This window comes from Hyphomicrobium denitrificans 1NES1 (genome assembly GCF_000230975.2).
Classification (GTDB): Bacteria; Pseudomonadota; Alphaproteobacteria; order Rhizobiales; family Hyphomicrobiaceae; genus Hyphomicrobium_B; species Hyphomicrobium_B denitrificans_A.
Genome location: NC_021172.1, coordinates 3,057,237 through 3,071,212 on the forward strand (window position 1 = coordinate 3,057,237; position 13,976 = coordinate 3,071,212).

Genomic DNA, 13,976 nt, shown 5'->3' on the forward strand with positions numbered 1-13,976 from the left:
CGGCTTCTTGCGCGATGATCAATCTCGCGCATGAGGATTTCCGATTCGCGCATCAAGCCGACTTTCGAGCTCGAAGCTGCAGAACATCAGCTTGGGTCACGACCCATCGCGGGCGTCGATGAAGCGGGCCGCGGACCGTGGGCGGGTCCGGTCGTGGCTGCGGCGGTCATCCTCAACCCGGACAAGATTCCCGCGAACATCGACGACAGCAAGGCCCTCGACGAAGACTCGCGCGCCTTTCTTTACCGGCGCATCATGAAGGTCGCGATCGTCGGTGTCGGCATCGCCGATGTCGATCGCATCGATCGTGAAAATATTCTCGGCGCAACGCTCTGGGCGATGGCGCAGGCCGTCAGCCAGCTTGGCGAAACTCCAAAGCTCGTTCTCGTCGACGGAGACAAGACACCGCGCGTTCCGATGTCTGTCCGCGCGATCGTCAAGGGTGATTCAAAATGCCTCTCCATCGCCGCGGCGTCGATCATCGCTAAGGTTACACGTGACCGTCTGATGATGGAATTTGCACGCGATTATCCGGGCTACGGGTTCGAACGGCATAAAGGTTACGGGACCCCGGAACACCAAGCGGCTATTGCAAAACTTGGCGTAACGGCTCTGCACCGGCGGTCTTTCCGCCCGGTTCAACTTGCCTTGGGTCTCGTCGACGGAAAGGTCTCGCGACGGCAATCGCAGCCTGGACTCGGGTTGCAGGTCGAATCGAAAATATAAATTCTTGCGCCCCTCGATGCGTATTCCAACGCGCGGCCGATCATGTACAAAGGTCATCGGCTCGCCCGCGTGTGTCCTGCGGCGAAGTCTCAGTGATCGTAGCGTTACGGGTAGTGTGTATGGTGTCGCGTCGCGTCAAGGGCCGCTCCGGGAGCGGAAGGATTCTCGTCGGTGATTGCATCGACGAATTGAAGAAGATCGCCAGCGCAAGCGTTGATCTCGTTTTTGCCGACCCGCCTTACAATCTGCAGCTCGCCGGCGATCTGCTCCGACCTAACAACACGAAGGTCGACGGTGTCGACGACGCGTGGGACAAATTTCAGGATTTCGCGGAGTATGACGCTTTCTGCCGCGCATGGCTAAAGGAATGCCGGCGCGTGCTGAAGCCGGACGGCGCCATCTGGGTCATCGGCTCCTACCACAACATCTTCCGGCTTGGCGTCGCAATCCAGGATCTCGGCTTCTGGATCCAGAACGATGTCATCTGGCGGAAAGTCAATCCGATGCCAAACTTCCGCGGCAAGCGCTTTACGAACGCGCACGAGACGATGATCTGGGCGGGACGCGATCGCAAATCGCGCGTGACGTTCAACTACGAAAGCCTGAAGGCATCGAACGATGATCTGCAGATGCGGTCCGATTGGCTGTTCCCGATCTGCTCGGGGCCGGAGCGCCTGAAAGACGATGGCGGCCGCAAGGCGCATCCGACGCAGAAGCCCGAGGCACTTCTACATCGAATTATGATCGCGTCGACGAAGCCCGGCGATACGGTTCTCGATCCTTTCTTCGGTACCGGCACGACAGGCGCAGTCGCCAAGCGTCTCGGACGCAAGTTCATCGGCATCGAGCGCGATACGGACTATGCTCACGCCGCCGAGGAGCGCATTGCGAAGGTCCGGCCGCTCGATCTCGATGCCATCGAAGCGATGCCTTCAAAGCGTAGCGAGCCGCGCATTCCGTTCGGACAGATTCTGGAGCTCGGCATCTTGGAGCCGGGGCAGAAATTATTCGGACCACGTCGCCAAGTTCGCGCGGAAGTTCGCGCCGACGGCACCCTCGCGTGCGCCGGCCAGCAAGCCTCGATCCATCGGCTCGGCGCGCTCGTGCAGGGGAAGGCTGCGTGCAACGGGTGGACCTTCTGGCATTTCGAGGCCGAAGGGAAGCTGAAACCGATCGACGTCCTGCGTGGCGAAGCGAAACGGCAGCTTGGACTTGGCGGTTCGACCGGGGCTTCAATCAGCAAGTAACTGCGGTCAGTCCGAGTTCATCCCGTGCGCGATGACTTTTTTCATCACGCTCGGGAGTGCTTGCGCGTGAAGATCACGGCGGTGAACCCAGCGGCAGCGATCCTGCTCGGCCCAAAGCGTGAAGCTCGCGTCCACCGGTACCAGCGCGCGGTAGACGACGAGTTCGAGCCGGAAGTGCGTGAAAACATGCACCACCGTTCCCGGCACCGTAATCCATGAGGTCGTCACGGGGGCCGATCGCAGAGCTTCCCGTTTCGACGGTGACGCGTCACCCCAATGCGTCGATGGAACTTCCAGCATGCCGCCAAGCAGTCCTGCTTCAGGACGCTGCCGGAGCAACACCGCACCGTCTTCCCGCTGTACGAGGAACGCGACGCCGTAACGGGACGGGCGGGCCAGTTTTTGCGCCTTGATGGGCAAGCTCTCCGCGAGGCCGCGTGCGCTGGCCGCACAATCCTGCTGCACGGGGCAAACAAGACAGGATGGATTTTTCGGCGTGCAGATTTCTGCGCCCAAATCCATCATGGCTTGCGCAAAGTCTCCGGCCCGCCGGGCGGGAGTCAGCGTTGCCGCGAGATTGCGTATTTCTGATTTGGCTGCGGGGAGAGGCTGCTGGACCGCAAAGAGCCGCGACACGACACGCTCGACATTGCCGTCGACCGGGGTCGCTTTCTCTCCAAACGCAATCGCCGCGATTGCTGCCGCTGTATAAGGACCAATGCCTGGCAATTCGCGCAATTCGTTCTCGGTGCGCGGGAAGGTGCCGCCGAACTCACGCACGACAGCGTCGGCGCAAGCCTTGAGATTTCGCGCGCGGGAATAGTACCCGAGACCCGCCCATTGCTGCAGGACTTCTTCGAGTGGTGCTGCAGCGAGCGCGGCGACGTTCGGCCAGCGCGTCACGAATTTCTGGAAATACGGAATGACGGCTTTCACCGTCGTCTGCTGCAGCATGATCTCCGACAGCCAGACGCGATAAGGATCGGCTTTCTTGCGCGGGCCATAGCGCCAAGGAAGATCGCGGCGCTCGGCCTCGTACCATCTGAGTAATGCCGCGACGGTCTCCGCGCCAGCCGGCCGAAGCGGCAATTGCTTCTGGTTTTTCTGAGGAGCGCCCATGCGTCCCCTGTTCTCTGGTTGCGCCGGACTATCGAATCGCGTCGACAATGGTAGTTGTCCTTTACGACACCACAAGCGAACGCGAGCCTCCGAACGCCATGAACGGCAAACAACCCACAGCCGTGGCGCGGTCCCTGCCGGCCGATACGCGGACCGGTGCAGGATATTTTGCGCGTTCGGTCGGGGCCTTCATACCCAAAGTTGTAGCGACTGCATTCGAAAAGTTCGGCTTTCACACAGCCGAAATCATGACCTCGTGGGAAACAATCGTCGGGGTCGATCTGGCGCGGCTGACTCGCCCCGAAGCAATCAAATGGCCGCGCGGAGCCAAGGCGCGTATCGCGTCGGAAGATGATGATGCGCGGGCCGCCGGGACTACGCTGATCCTCGCCTCGGACCCGGCATTCGCGCTCGAAGTCTCGTATCGGGCCCAGGAAATCATCGATCGGATCAATCGCTATTTCGGCTATCGCGCCATTGCTCAATTGCGCGTTGTTCAGGTGCCGAAAGCGGAAAACCCGGTAATCAGAGAACGCAGCCTGCACACGCCCGTTAGAAAGCCCGAAATCTCGACCCCACGGGCGGCGGAGGGGCTCGTCGCGGCCCTCGATGCGCTCGCAAGCAATATCATGGCCGCCGCCCGGGCGCGCTAAGCCGCCGCAACTCCAATAAATAAGCGTTCAGTTGCTATTCAGCGCGCTTTCGGCTTATTCGAGCGCCGGAACCGTGGTACGCGGAGCCCCTGTTTCCCGTCGACATAATTCCCAAAAGGAGTCACGACCTTGAGCGCATGCAGAGACCTTCTTTCGGGCCGTTCCTGGTCGCGCCGTGCAGCGTGGCTCGGCTTCGTGGCAACTGTCGCCCTCAGCGGTTTCGCGATCGTCGCAGCAGAGCCAAGTCTTGCTCAGCGCAAGCAAGGACCAGCAGAGGTTTCGGTCGACGAGTTGATGAAGCCGACGGATCTTCCCGACCTCACGCTCGGTTCCGCAGACGCCAAGGTAACTGTCGTCGAATACGCCTCGATGACGTGCCCGCATTGCGCGCATTTCGAGAACGACGTTTTCGACAGCTTCAAAAAGAAGTACATCGATACCGGCAAGGTTCGCTTCGTATTCCGCGAATTCCCGCTCGACAATCTCGCCGCGGCCGTGTCGATGCTGGCCCGTTGCGCCGGTGGCGACAAGACCTTCCCGCTGATCGAAACATTCTACGCCAAACAACAGGACTGGGCCTTCACACAGGGCAACCCCGTGCCGCGCCTCTTCGATATCGCCAAGCAGGCTGGCTTTACCCAGGAAAGCTTTGACAAGTGCCTGACTGATCAGAAACTTCTCGATCAGATCACGGCGCAGCGTACGCGCGCCAGCGACACGTTCGGCGTCAATGCCACACCTACATTCTTTATCAACGGCAAGAAGCTTCAGGAAGCGCCAACGCTGGAAGCTTTGGATAAGGTGATCGAGCCGCTGCTGGCGGCGAAGTAACCTTGAGATTTCCGATGCCTTCGATCCGCGCCGTGGCTTTTTTCGCCGCCATCATCATAGCGGCAATGGCTGGCGGATGCGGCGCGACCCTTCCACAAACGGCGAGCATAACGAACGACGCAAGCGGCGTCGGCGCGGCTTACCCCTCGATTGGCTCAGAGCAGCCCGAAGGTGTTCCAAAGCCGTTTGGCGAAACATCGGGCCCGGCGACAACTGGCCGGGAAGTTATCGCAAATCCGACCGTCGCGGATATCATGGCACCGAGCCCGCTGCCTGAAATGAGCTGGGGCAACGCCAATGCACCGGTGACGATCGTGCAGTATGCGTCGCTGACCTGCCCGCACTGCCGGAACTTCCATCTGACAGTTTATCCGGAGTTCAAGCGGCGCTTCATCGATACAGGCAAGGTTCGCTATATCCTGCGCGAATTTCCGATCGGGAAAACGTCTGGAAACGCGACAATCGCCCTCAGATGCACGCCGCCCGATAAGTATATGGATCTCTACGGGAAATTCATGGAGCAGCAGGCGTCGTGGGTGTCGCTGGAAGTCCGGCTCGACGCAATTTACGCCATCGCACGTCAGGTGGGGATGACGCGCCCGCAGTTTGACGCCTGCTTGCAGAATCAAGGCATGATCGAAAACCTCAAGTGGGTGAAGGATCGCGGGCGCAAGCTCGGTATCGTCGGAACGCCGAACTTTTTCATCGGCACCAAGCTCATCAAGAAAGAGCTGACGATTGCCGAGATTGCGGACTATGTCCAGCAAGCCGAGCAGCACGGCGGGACACCGACGGCGGCAGCAAGTCCTTAGCGACGACCTCGTGCCGGTCCTTAGCCACTCTGAGCAGGCATTGAGGACGACAAGACGAAATGAAAATCACGCGGCTCCGGCTTCTCGGGTTCAAATCCTTCGTCGATCCGACCGAGCTCGTCATCGAGCCCGGACTGACCGGTGTCGTCGGGCCGAACGGATGCGGCAAGTCGAACCTGCTCGAAGCGCTTCGCTGGGTGATGGGCGAGACCTCACACAAATCCATGCGCGCGGCCGCGATGGACGACGTGATTTTTTCCGGAACGACGGGGCGGCCGGAACGTCAAAGCGCCGAAGTCACAATGTTCCTCGACAACAGCGCCCGTCGCGCGCCGGCCGAGTTCAACGACAGCGATACCATCGAAATCACCCGGCGCATCGAACGCGACGCGGGATCGGCTTACCGGATCAACGGCCGCGAGGTCCGCGCGCGGGACGTCAAAGTTTTGTTTGAGGACGCGGCCACCGGCGCGCGATCGCCAGCGCTCGTACGGCAGGGGCAGATCGGCGAACTCGTCAACGCCAAGCCAGAGCAGCGCCGCCGCATTCTTGAAGACGCGGCCGGCATTGCCGGTTTGCACACGCGACGCCATGAAGCGGAGCTTCGGCTCAAAGCGGCCGAAACCAATGTCGAACGCCTGAGCGATGTCGTCGGCCAGCTCCAGTCGCAGTCCGATTCACTGAAGCGGCAGGCGCGCCAGGCCCGCCGCTATAAAGAAATTTCGGGTGAAATCCGCCAGCAGGAAGCGCTGGCCATGCACCTGACGTGGCAGGACGCGCAGGCGAGTGTCGAGACCGACGAAGCGCAGCTCACTGAATCCATGACACGCCTCGGTGCGGCGACGGAAGCGGAAGCCAAGGCCTTCAATGAGGAGCTTCGTCTCGCCGAGGCGTTGCCGCCGCTTCGCGAAGCTGAGGCCCAGAAAGCCGCAGCCCTGGCGCGCTTCAAGATCGAGCAGGAAAATCTGGACCGCGAGGCGCAGCGGGCCGCCGATCGGGCGCGCGAACTCGATGCCCGCGTAAAGCAACTGGAAGCGGACCTTTCGCGAGAGTCCGGATTCATCCGGGAAGCCAAGGAAACGCTCGTTCACCTCGATGCCGATCTGGCGGCCATCAAGGAAGCGGATATCAAGGCCGTCGACGAGGAAGCGACTGAGCGCAGCAATCTCGAACGTGCGGAGGCACGACGCATCGAAACGGACGCGCATTTTGCCGACATCACGCATCGCGCGGCGGAAGCGCGGGCGCGGCTGCGGAGCCTTGAAGAAGCGCTACAAGAACGGAAAGACCTCGTCGCGACGATCACGCGGCAAGTCGCATCTTTCGATACACAGATCGCCGACATCACAGCCAAGGCGCCGGACCGGCAGCAGCTGGATGAGATTTCCGAACGTGGACACGCGCTGTCGCAGGAAATCACCGACATCGAAGCGCAGACGGTCGCCGCAGAAGAAGCCGTAAAGACCACGCAAGCCGACGCGAAAGCACGGCGCGATGAAGCGCAGCGCGTGCGCCTTGCCGCGAATGCGTTTTCAACAGAGCGAGAGACGATCGCCAAACTTCTTGCCGTGACGGACGAAGGCGCCTACCCGCCCGCCGTTGATCAAATTCGCGTCTCTCCCGGTTATGAGACGGCGCTCGGCGCGGCGCTGGGGGACGATCTCGAAGCGCCTCTCGCAACGGAAGCCAGCGTTCACTGGCGACATCTCGACGTGCCGGCGGAAGAGCACGCTTTGCCCGCGGAAGCCGAGCCGATGGTGATGCACGTCAACGCTCCGCAGGAGCTTACGCGCCGGTTGCGCCAGATCGGCGTCGTCCACAGGTCTGCCGGTCCGCTTCTGCAGCCGCATTTGAAACCGGGCCAGCGTCTCGTTTCTCTCGAAGGCGATCTTTGGCGATGGGATGGCTTCGTCGCGGCGGCCGGAGGCGTGACGCCCGCGGCGCAACGGCTGGCACACAAGAACCGTCTCCTTGAACTCGACCGTCAGGCGCAGGCCGTGCTGAACGAGGCCAAGGATACGATCGACGCCGAACGCGCGGCGGCGGATGCGGCGCAAAAAGCGGAATCCGAAGAACGTCGTTTGCGGCAGTTATGGCGCGATAAGCAGAACGAGCTGGCACAAGTTCGCCAACGGTTGACGTCGCTTGAAAAGCTTCAGCGCGAAAGCGAGACGCGGCTTGCCGCCGTCACGGCGCAGAGGGCACGTGCCGACGAAGACCTGACCAATGCACAAGCGCGGCATGTCGAGATCGAAGCTCACATTGTCACGATGAGTGCGGGCGAAGATCTCGAACCACTGCTCAAGATCGCACAGACGGACGCCGAGCAGGCGCGACGCGAAGTGGCGGAGGCGCGCGTCCGGCTCGGGAGCATCGAACGCGACCGGCAGATCAGGGCCGAGCGCATCCGGCACGCGAATGCGGACATCGCTCGCTGGCAAGGGCGGCGCGAAAGCGCCGAGCAACAGGTCCAAGCACTCGAAGCACGTCTCGCCGAATCGCGGGGCGAGATCGAAGCCAATGCAGACCTTCCGGATCGTATCGCCGCCCAGCGCGAAACGCTGCTGTCGACGCTGTCACACGCGGATGAAGACCGCAGATCCGCAGCCGACGCCCTTGCCTCGGCGGAAGCGGCGCTCCGCGTCGCGACGGAGGGGCTGAGGGCTGCGCAATCGGAAGTCTCAAGCGCGCGCGAAGCCAATGCCAGAATTGAAACACGGCTCGAGAATGCGCGTCAGCGCCGGCAGGAGGCTGCTCGGCATATTCGCGAGACGTTCGGGGTCGCGCCGGAAGACTGCCTTGCAATCGCTGCCGTATCCGAATTCACGACGATCCCGCCGCTTGTTGAGGTCGAGAAGCAGCTTTCGCGGTTGAAGGCCGACCGCGAACGGCTTGGCGGCGTCAACCTGCAGGCAGACGAAGATCTCGCCGAAGTCTCGAAGCAGCTCGAAGGTCTCACCTCTGAACGCAACGATCTGGAGCAGGGTATCCTGAAGCTCAGGGGCGCGATTCAGCAGCTCAACCGGGAAGGCAAAACGCGGTTGGACGAAGCCTTCGCGACCGTCAACGCGCATTTCGAACGGCTATTCACGCATCTGTTCGGTGGGGGCGAAGCACGTCTCGAGATGATCGAGAGTCCGGAAGATCCTTTAGAGGGCGGTCTTGAGATCATCGCCAAGCCGCCGGGCAAGAAGCCCGCAACGCTGTCCCTGCTTTCGGGCGGGGAACAGACACTGACGGCGCTGTCGCTCATTTTTGCGGTGTTCCTTACAAACCCGTCGCCGATCTGCGTACTGGACGAGGTCGATGCGCCGCTCGACGATGCCAACGTCGACCGCTTCTGCCGGCTGATGGAGCAGATGGCGAGCGAGACTGCGACGCGTTTCCTGGCAATCACGCATCATCCAATGACGATGGCGCGGATGAACCGCTTGTTCGGCGTGACCATGGCGGAAAAGGGCGTGTCCCAGCTTGTATCGGTCGACTTGCAGACGGCTCAGAGCTTCCGCGAAGCGGGTTAACGCGAGATCGAGGCTCTGCGGTCCCATCCCCGGTGGAACCGCATTTCGCGAGATGCGTTCTCTAATTCTAAGGGAATGGAGGCCGCCAGTGGCAAGGCAGCAATATTCGCCGACAAAGGGCGAAGTTCTCGAGCCGACGGACGCGAGGCAAGCCAGCCCTCGGAAAATGAATTTTCGCGTTTTGATCATTTCGACCGCATTGATCGTCGTGATCTTCGCCGCGTTTACAATTGCTTTCTTTTATCAGACGCCCCCGTCTATGGATGCTTCCAGCGGGCCGCAACCTTCGACAACCTCACCGGCAACGGGCGTTCAACCGTAGGCGGACGATGCCCTGGCGGGCTTTTGTATCTCGTCTAAGTAGCCCGCCGGAAGCAGCTTTTCGAGTTCTGCCTGGAGTTGTTGCGGAATGCTATTTCCGCCGACAGGCCAATGGCTGCGCCGTTTCGCCGTACCTGCCGCAGCGGCCGCCCGTTCCCATTTTCTTGACACCCCCAGACCCCCTATCTATGGTCCGCGCCGTCGATCTCCCGTAGCGGCCGATTTTCCGCGATTTCTGGATGGTTTGAACCATGTCCGGCGATGGCAAAGGTCAATCTCCGGGCAACGGCGAAATTAGCCCGGAAGACCGTGAAGCACTCCGCAAACGGTCGGAGGAACTCGGCCAAAAGCTCGATGCGCTCAAATCGCAACGAGCGCAGGCCGAACGGCCGGCGAACCAGGGAAGCCAGTCCTCCGATTTTGGGGCGGCTTTCAAGTTTGCCGCTGAGTTGGTCGTCGGAGTTGCTGTCGGCGGCGGACTTGGCTGGGCGCTCGATAAGCAATTTGGCACGGCGCCTTGGCTGATGATCGTTCTGGTCATCCTGGGCTTCGCTGCAGGTCTTCTGAATGTTGTCCGCGCCGCCCAAGAGGCGCAGGCAAAAAATGAGCCGCTGCAAAAGGCAGCGCCTTCGGTAAAAGACGACGACGAATGAGACGCAGGGGGTAGGAACTTGGCTGCCGAAGTTGCTGGAGAAGCTGCTCATCACGGACCGATGGAGCAGTTTGAGATCCACCGGATCTTCTCACTCAATCTGTTCGGGCACGATGTTTCGTTCACGAACTCGGCGCTAATGATGATCGTGGCGCTGATCGTCATATCGGCATTCATGGTCTTTGCGATGCGATCGCGCTCGCTCGTGCCATCGCGCCTTCAGTCGCTTGCAGAAATTACCTACGAATATGTCGCCGGCATGGTCAAAGAGAGCCTCGGCGAAGAAGGAATGAAGTATTTTCCGTGGGTTTTCTCGATCTTCATCTTCATTCTCGTCCTAAATTTCGTCGGCCTGATCCCGGGCGTTTTCACCGTCACAAGCCACATCATCATCACCTTCGCGCTCGCCGCGATGGTTTGGATCACGGCGACGATTATCGGCTTCTGGAAACATGGTCCCGGCTACCTCCGGCTCTTCGTTCCGCACGGCGTTCCGTTCTGGCTGCTGATCGTCATCGTGCCGATCGAACTCATTTCCTATTTCATACGCCCGATCAGTCACTCGGTGCGTCTCTTCGCGAATATGATGGCCGGGCACACGATGCTCGAGGTGTTCGCCGGCTTCGCGGTCATGTTGCCATGGTGGGGCAAGATTGCGCCGACCGGCTTCATGGTGGCCTTCACAGGCCTCGAAGTGCTGGTCGCGTTCCTGCAGGCCCTGATCTTTACGGTCCTGACCTGCATCTATCTGAACGATGCCGTCAACATGCACCACTAACCGGATCTTTTGCGATCCGGCGCGGACTTTCCAACTCCAAAGCTAAAGCAAAGGGAGACTTTGAAATGGACCTTCAAGCAGCGAAGATGATTGGCGCGGGCCTCGCGTGCAGCGCGTTGATCGGCGCTGGTGTCGGCATCGGCAACATCTTCGGCAACTACCTCTCGGGCGCAATGCGCAATCCCTCTGCCGCTCCGGGTCAGTTCACGAACCTTCTGATCGGCTTCGCACTGGCCGAAGCAACGGGCCTCTTCGGCCTCCTGATCGCGCTTATCATTCTCTACGGTTGAGACTGGGCGCGGCACACTCAAACCGGAGGCTTAACGATGTTTGCCGGCACCACCTTGCTGTTCACGGTCGCCGCTGAGGCGGCCGAGGAAGCCTCTAAGTCCGAGGGGCTGCCGCAGCTCGATCCGAATCACTTCACGGGACAGCTCTTTTGGCTGGCCGTGACGTTTGTCGCCCTGCTTTTCGTCATGAGCAGGATTGCGCTGCCGCGCGTCGGCGACGTCCTGGACGAGCGCCGCGACCGGATCAAGCGTGATCTCGACTCTGCCGGACGGCTGAAGGACGAAACGGACAAAGCGCTTGCCAACTATGAGAAGGCGCTTGCGGACGCTCGAGCCAACGCGTCGGGCATCGCCAAGGAGACCCGTGAGAAGCTTGCGGCGGAAACCGAGGCGGAGCGGCAACGGGTCGATGCGCAGATCGCTGTCAAGCTTCAGGACGCCGAAGCGCGCATTTCGGCGACAAAGTCGAAGGCCGTATCGGCTATCGGCGACATTGCTACCGAGACGGCGCGCGCGGTGGTTTCGAGGCTCATCGGGCAGGATGTGTCGCCCGATGAGGTCAAGAAAGTGCTCCGACCGGCGCCGGGCGAGTGAGGACAAGCAATGTTAGATCCGAGCAATCCACTTTTCTGGGTTCTGGTTGCCTTCCTGGCCTTCCTAGCGTTGGTCCTCTACTACCGGGTACCTACGGCGATCGGTAAAATGCTCGATGACCGGGCTGATACCATTCGCAAGGAACTCGACGAAGCGCGCAAACTTCGCGAGGATGCTCAAGCCCTGCTTGCCGACTATCAGCGAAAGGCACGCGAAGCGGAAACCGAAGCCCGGACGATCATCGATCAGGCAAAGCACGAGGCGGAAGCGTTGGCGGTCGACGCACGCAAGGCGCTTGCCGAAAGCCTCGAACGACGCTCAAAAATCGCGGAAGAAAAAATCGCGCGCGCAGAGACCCAGGCGTTGAGCGAGGTTCGCGCCATCGCTGTCGAAACAGCTGTATCGGCGGCGCATGAGCTTTTAAAGACGAGGGCAGGCGGTTCGGTCGGCGATACGTTGATTTCGCAATCGATCGATGACCTTCGGGGCAAGCTGAACTAGAGAAAAGCAGTTCAGATAGAAAACAGAAAGCCAGGCTGAAGCCTGGCTTTTTTGTTATCCGGGGCATGAGCCAATTATCAGCCAGAGCCCGACGCACGGCTGTCAAACCCGATGACAAGTTCGAATTCGCCGGGCCGCGATCCTTCAGGAACGGGGAAGCTGATCGTGTGTACGGCCGAAAAATAGCTGATCGGTTTATCTGCACCGATGTTGACATCGACCTTCATCGTATCGGTCGCGACCCTATCACGCTTGGAATCGTTGACGATGACCGCAACCGGCAGCGTCAAAGCCCCAGCCTGTCCCTTGGGCCCGAGCAGAACGCGACCTGAAAAACCGTATTTGACGACAACCCGGCCGGGTTCGATCTGGCATTCACGCGCCGTTTTCGTGATCTCGCCCCGCTGCGTCACCGACATGGCGTCGCCAATGTGGCCCTGCTCGTAGAAGGTGATGTAATTGTCGTGCGGCGCGATTCTCAGGCGAGGACATCCCGCTTCGACTTCGCCGACATTGGTGCTGCCTGTTGCGCTCGAGTCGGACGACTTCGCCGCATCGAGCAATTGGTCTTCGGAAACGGTCGAGACCTGAGAACCTGACGAACTGCCAAACATGCCGCCGCCGAGGCCCGATGTTAGAGACGACATCCCGCAACCGCCAAGCGTCATTGCGGAAATGCCGGTCAAAACGAGTGCGAGCGCGGGAATCGGCGCGATTCGGTCGCGCCCTACACCCGCACCCCCCTGAAAAGGATGCCGCGGACTTGAATTCTGCAACAACAACAACCCCCGAGGTTCCGAAACCCGGCCCCTTGTATTGTCAAAAAAGGACCGTACCATCCGCCCCAGCCGGCATCCAACAGCATTTTCAGGTGCGTCGGATGAGTATAAAGACCTTCGTTCTTCCATGTCCGGCCTTAACCAATTGAAGTGATCGTGCCGAAGCCACCACTCAAAATCTTGCTCGCTGCGCCCCGCGGCTTCTGTGCCGGCGTCGATCGCGCCATTCAGATCGTGGAACAGGCTTTGACTAAATTCGGAGCCCCCGTCTACGTCCGACACGAAATCGTACACAACCGCTATGTCGTTGATTCCCTGAAAGCTAAAGGCGCCGTTTTTGTGAAGGAGCTGGACGAGATACCGGATACCAGGCAACCCGTGATCTTTTCGGCACACGGGGTTGCCAAAGCCGTCCCGGAAGCCGCGAAAAACCGGAACATGTTCGTCGTCGATGCGACTTGTCCACTGGTATCGAAAGTCCACATGGAGGCGACGCGCCACTACGAACAGGGCCGCGAAATCATTCTCGTCGGTCATCACGGCCATCCGGAGGTGGTCGGTACGCTGGGGCAGCTTCCCGCCGGTGCAATCCACCTCGTCAAATCGGCCAAGGATGCGCGCGCCTTCATGCCGCGGGATTCGTCGAAACTCGCCTACGTCACGCAGACGACGCTGTCGCTCGATGACACGGCAGAGATCGTGGCGGTTCTCAAAGAGCGATTCCCTCAGATCGGGGGACCGGTGAAAGAGGATATCTGCTACGCAACGACAAACCGGCAGAACGCCGTCAAGTCGATCGCGCCGAAAATCGATGGGCTGCTCGTCATCGGGGGCCCGAAAAGCTCGAACTCGTTGCGGCTGGTCGAAGTCGCCGCGAAGGCCGGTTGCAAGTTTTCCTTCCTTGTCGAACGCGCCAATGACATTCCGTGGCGAGAGCTTGAGCACGCTCGAACGATTGGCATCACGGCTGGCGCGTCGGCACCGGAAGTCATCGTCGAAGAGGTCGTCGAAGCCATTCGCGAACGCTATGATCTTGATATCGAAATCGTCGCGACGCTCGAAGAGCGCGTCGTTTTCAACGTGCCGCGCGAAGTCAGGGTGGCACGCACCCCGGCCGAGCAGCATTAGACCTCCATTCGGCGTGTAGGACAG

At 60.5% G+C, this 13,976-nt stretch carries 14 protein-coding genes; 12 read left to right on the plus strand and 2 right to left on the minus strand.

Features of this window, described 5'->3' with window-relative positions; all coding sequences use genetic code 11:
• Positions 1–30: 30 nt before the first annotated feature.
• Positions 31–726, plus strand: a complete 696-nt coding sequence (locus HYPDE_RS14605; RefSeq protein WP_015599274.1) for a ribonuclease HII — start codon at positions 31–33, stop codon at positions 724–726.
• Between the two features lie 119 nt (positions 727–845).
• A complete protein-coding gene (locus tag HYPDE_RS14610) occupies positions 846–1,973 on the plus strand; it encodes a site-specific DNA-methyltransferase (protein ID WP_015599275.1) in 1,128 nt (375 codons plus the stop codon).
• Between the two features lie 6 nt (positions 1,974–1,979).
• Here the strand turns inward: HYPDE_RS14610 and mutY are convergent, their stop codons facing one another.
• Positions 1,980–3,092, minus strand: coding sequence for an A/G-specific adenine glycosylase (mutY, locus tag HYPDE_RS14615; RefSeq protein WP_015599276.1), 1,113 nt, complete (start codon positions 3,090–3,092; stop codon positions 1,980–1,982).
• A 47-nt stretch (positions 3,093–3,139) separates the two neighbouring features.
• Here mutY and HYPDE_RS14620 point away from each other — a divergent pair, with 47 nt between their 5' ends.
• The 9 genes from HYPDE_RS14620 (at position 3,140) to HYPDE_RS14665 (ending at position 12,045) form a co-directional block, all read left to right on the plus strand.
• Positions 3,140–3,745, plus strand: a complete 606-nt coding sequence (locus HYPDE_RS14620; RefSeq protein ID WP_015599277.1) for a DUF721 domain-containing protein — start codon at positions 3,140–3,142, stop codon at positions 3,743–3,745.
• 129 nt (positions 3,746–3,874) lie between these two features.
• Positions 3,875–4,576 carry a DsbA family protein gene (locus tag HYPDE_RS14625; RefSeq protein ID WP_015599278.1) on the plus strand — a complete coding sequence of 234 codons (702 nt, stop codon included), beginning with the start codon at positions 3,875–3,877 and terminating at the stop codon, positions 4,574–4,576.
• A gap of 14 nt (positions 4,577–4,590) precedes the next feature.
• Positions 4,591–5,388 (plus strand): thioredoxin domain-containing protein, encoded by a 798-nt coding sequence (locus HYPDE_RS14630; RefSeq protein WP_015599279.1) that lies wholly within the window; start codon positions 4,591–4,593, stop codon positions 5,386–5,388.
• Between the two features lie 59 nt (positions 5,389–5,447).
• Positions 5,448–8,909, plus strand: a complete 3,462-nt coding sequence (smc, locus tag HYPDE_RS14635; RefSeq protein ID WP_015599280.1) for a chromosome segregation protein SMC — start codon at positions 5,448–5,450, stop codon at positions 8,907–8,909.
• A 572-nt stretch (positions 8,910–9,481) separates the two neighbouring features.
• Positions 9,482–9,883, plus strand: a complete 402-nt coding sequence (locus HYPDE_RS14645; RefSeq protein WP_015599282.1) for an AtpZ/AtpI family protein — start codon at positions 9,482–9,484, stop codon at positions 9,881–9,883.
• A 60-nt stretch (positions 9,884–9,943) separates the two neighbouring features.
• Positions 9,944–10,660, plus strand: a complete 717-nt coding sequence (locus HYPDE_RS14650; RefSeq protein WP_051112008.1) for a F0F1 ATP synthase subunit A — start codon at positions 9,944–9,946, stop codon at positions 10,658–10,660.
• A gap of 65 nt (positions 10,661–10,725) precedes the next feature.
• A complete protein-coding gene (locus tag HYPDE_RS14655) occupies positions 10,726–10,950 on the plus strand; it encodes a F0F1 ATP synthase subunit C (RefSeq protein ID WP_013216842.1) in 225 nt (74 codons plus the stop codon).
• 36 nt (positions 10,951–10,986) lie between these two features.
• On the plus strand, positions 10,987–11,544 hold the full coding sequence (locus HYPDE_RS14660; RefSeq protein ID WP_015599284.1) for an ATPase: 558 nt from the start codon (positions 10,987–10,989) through the stop codon (positions 11,542–11,544).
• Positions 11,545–11,553: 9 nt separating this feature from the next.
• Positions 11,554–12,045, plus strand: coding sequence for a hypothetical protein (locus HYPDE_RS14665; RefSeq protein ID WP_015599285.1), 492 nt, complete (start codon positions 11,554–11,556; stop codon positions 12,043–12,045).
• Positions 12,046–12,122: 77 nt separating this feature from the next.
• On the opposite strand, the gene HYPDE_RS14670 is transcribed toward HYPDE_RS14665, so the two are convergent.
• Positions 12,123–12,692, minus strand: coding sequence for a hypothetical protein (locus HYPDE_RS14670; protein ID WP_244437667.1), 570 nt, complete (start codon positions 12,690–12,692; stop codon positions 12,123–12,125).
• A gap of 285 nt (positions 12,693–12,977) precedes the next feature.
• On the opposite strand from HYPDE_RS14670, the gene ispH reads away from it, so the two are divergent.
• A complete protein-coding gene (gene ispH / locus HYPDE_RS14675; RefSeq protein WP_187290883.1) occupies positions 12,978–13,952 on the plus strand; it encodes a 4-hydroxy-3-methylbut-2-enyl diphosphate reductase in 975 nt (324 codons plus the stop codon).
• Positions 13,953–13,976 lie beyond the last annotated feature (24 nt).

What these genes read in the sequence shown, in the direction of transcription:
- HYPDE_RS14660 (WP_015599284.1), top strand. Translation starts at nt 10,987, where the DNA reads ATGTTTGCCGGCACCACCTTGCTGTTCACGGTCGCCGCTGAGGCGGCC.
- HYPDE_RS14620 (WP_015599277.1), top strand. Translation starts at nt 3,140, where the DNA reads ATGGTAGTTGTCCTTTACGACACCACAAGCGAACGCGAGCCTCCGAAC.
- HYPDE_RS14655 (WP_013216842.1), top strand. Translation starts at nt 10,726, where the DNA reads ATGGACCTTCAAGCAGCGAAGATGATTGGCGCGGGCCTCGCGTGCAGC.
- HYPDE_RS14630 (WP_015599279.1), top strand. Translation starts at nt 4,591, where the DNA reads ATGCCTTCGATCCGCGCCGTGGCTTTTTTCGCCGCCATCATCATAGCG.
- HYPDE_RS14650 (WP_051112008.1), top strand. Translation starts at nt 9,944, where the DNA reads ATGGAGCAGTTTGAGATCCACCGGATCTTCTCACTCAATCTGTTCGGG.
- mutY (WP_015599276.1), bottom strand. Translation starts at nt 3,092, where the DNA reads ATGGGCGCTCCTCAGAAAAACCAGAAGCAATTGCCGCTTCGGCCGGCT.
- HYPDE_RS14605 (WP_015599274.1), top strand. Translation starts at nt 31, where the DNA reads ATGAGGATTTCCGATTCGCGCATCAAGCCGACTTTCGAGCTCGAAGCT.
- HYPDE_RS14645 (WP_015599282.1), top strand. Translation starts at nt 9,482, where the DNA reads ATGTCCGGCGATGGCAAAGGTCAATCTCCGGGCAACGGCGAAATTAGC.
- HYPDE_RS14665 (WP_015599285.1), top strand. Translation starts at nt 11,554, where the DNA reads ATGTTAGATCCGAGCAATCCACTTTTCTGGGTTCTGGTTGCCTTCCTG.
- smc (WP_015599280.1), top strand. Translation starts at nt 5,448, where the DNA reads ATGAAAATCACGCGGCTCCGGCTTCTCGGGTTCAAATCCTTCGTCGAT.
- HYPDE_RS14670 (WP_244437667.1), bottom strand. Translation starts at nt 12,692, where the DNA reads ATGTCGTCTCTAACATCGGGCCTCGGCGGCGGCATGTTTGGCAGTTCG.
- HYPDE_RS14610 (WP_015599275.1), top strand. Translation starts at nt 846, where the DNA reads ATGGTGTCGCGTCGCGTCAAGGGCCGCTCCGGGAGCGGAAGGATTCTC.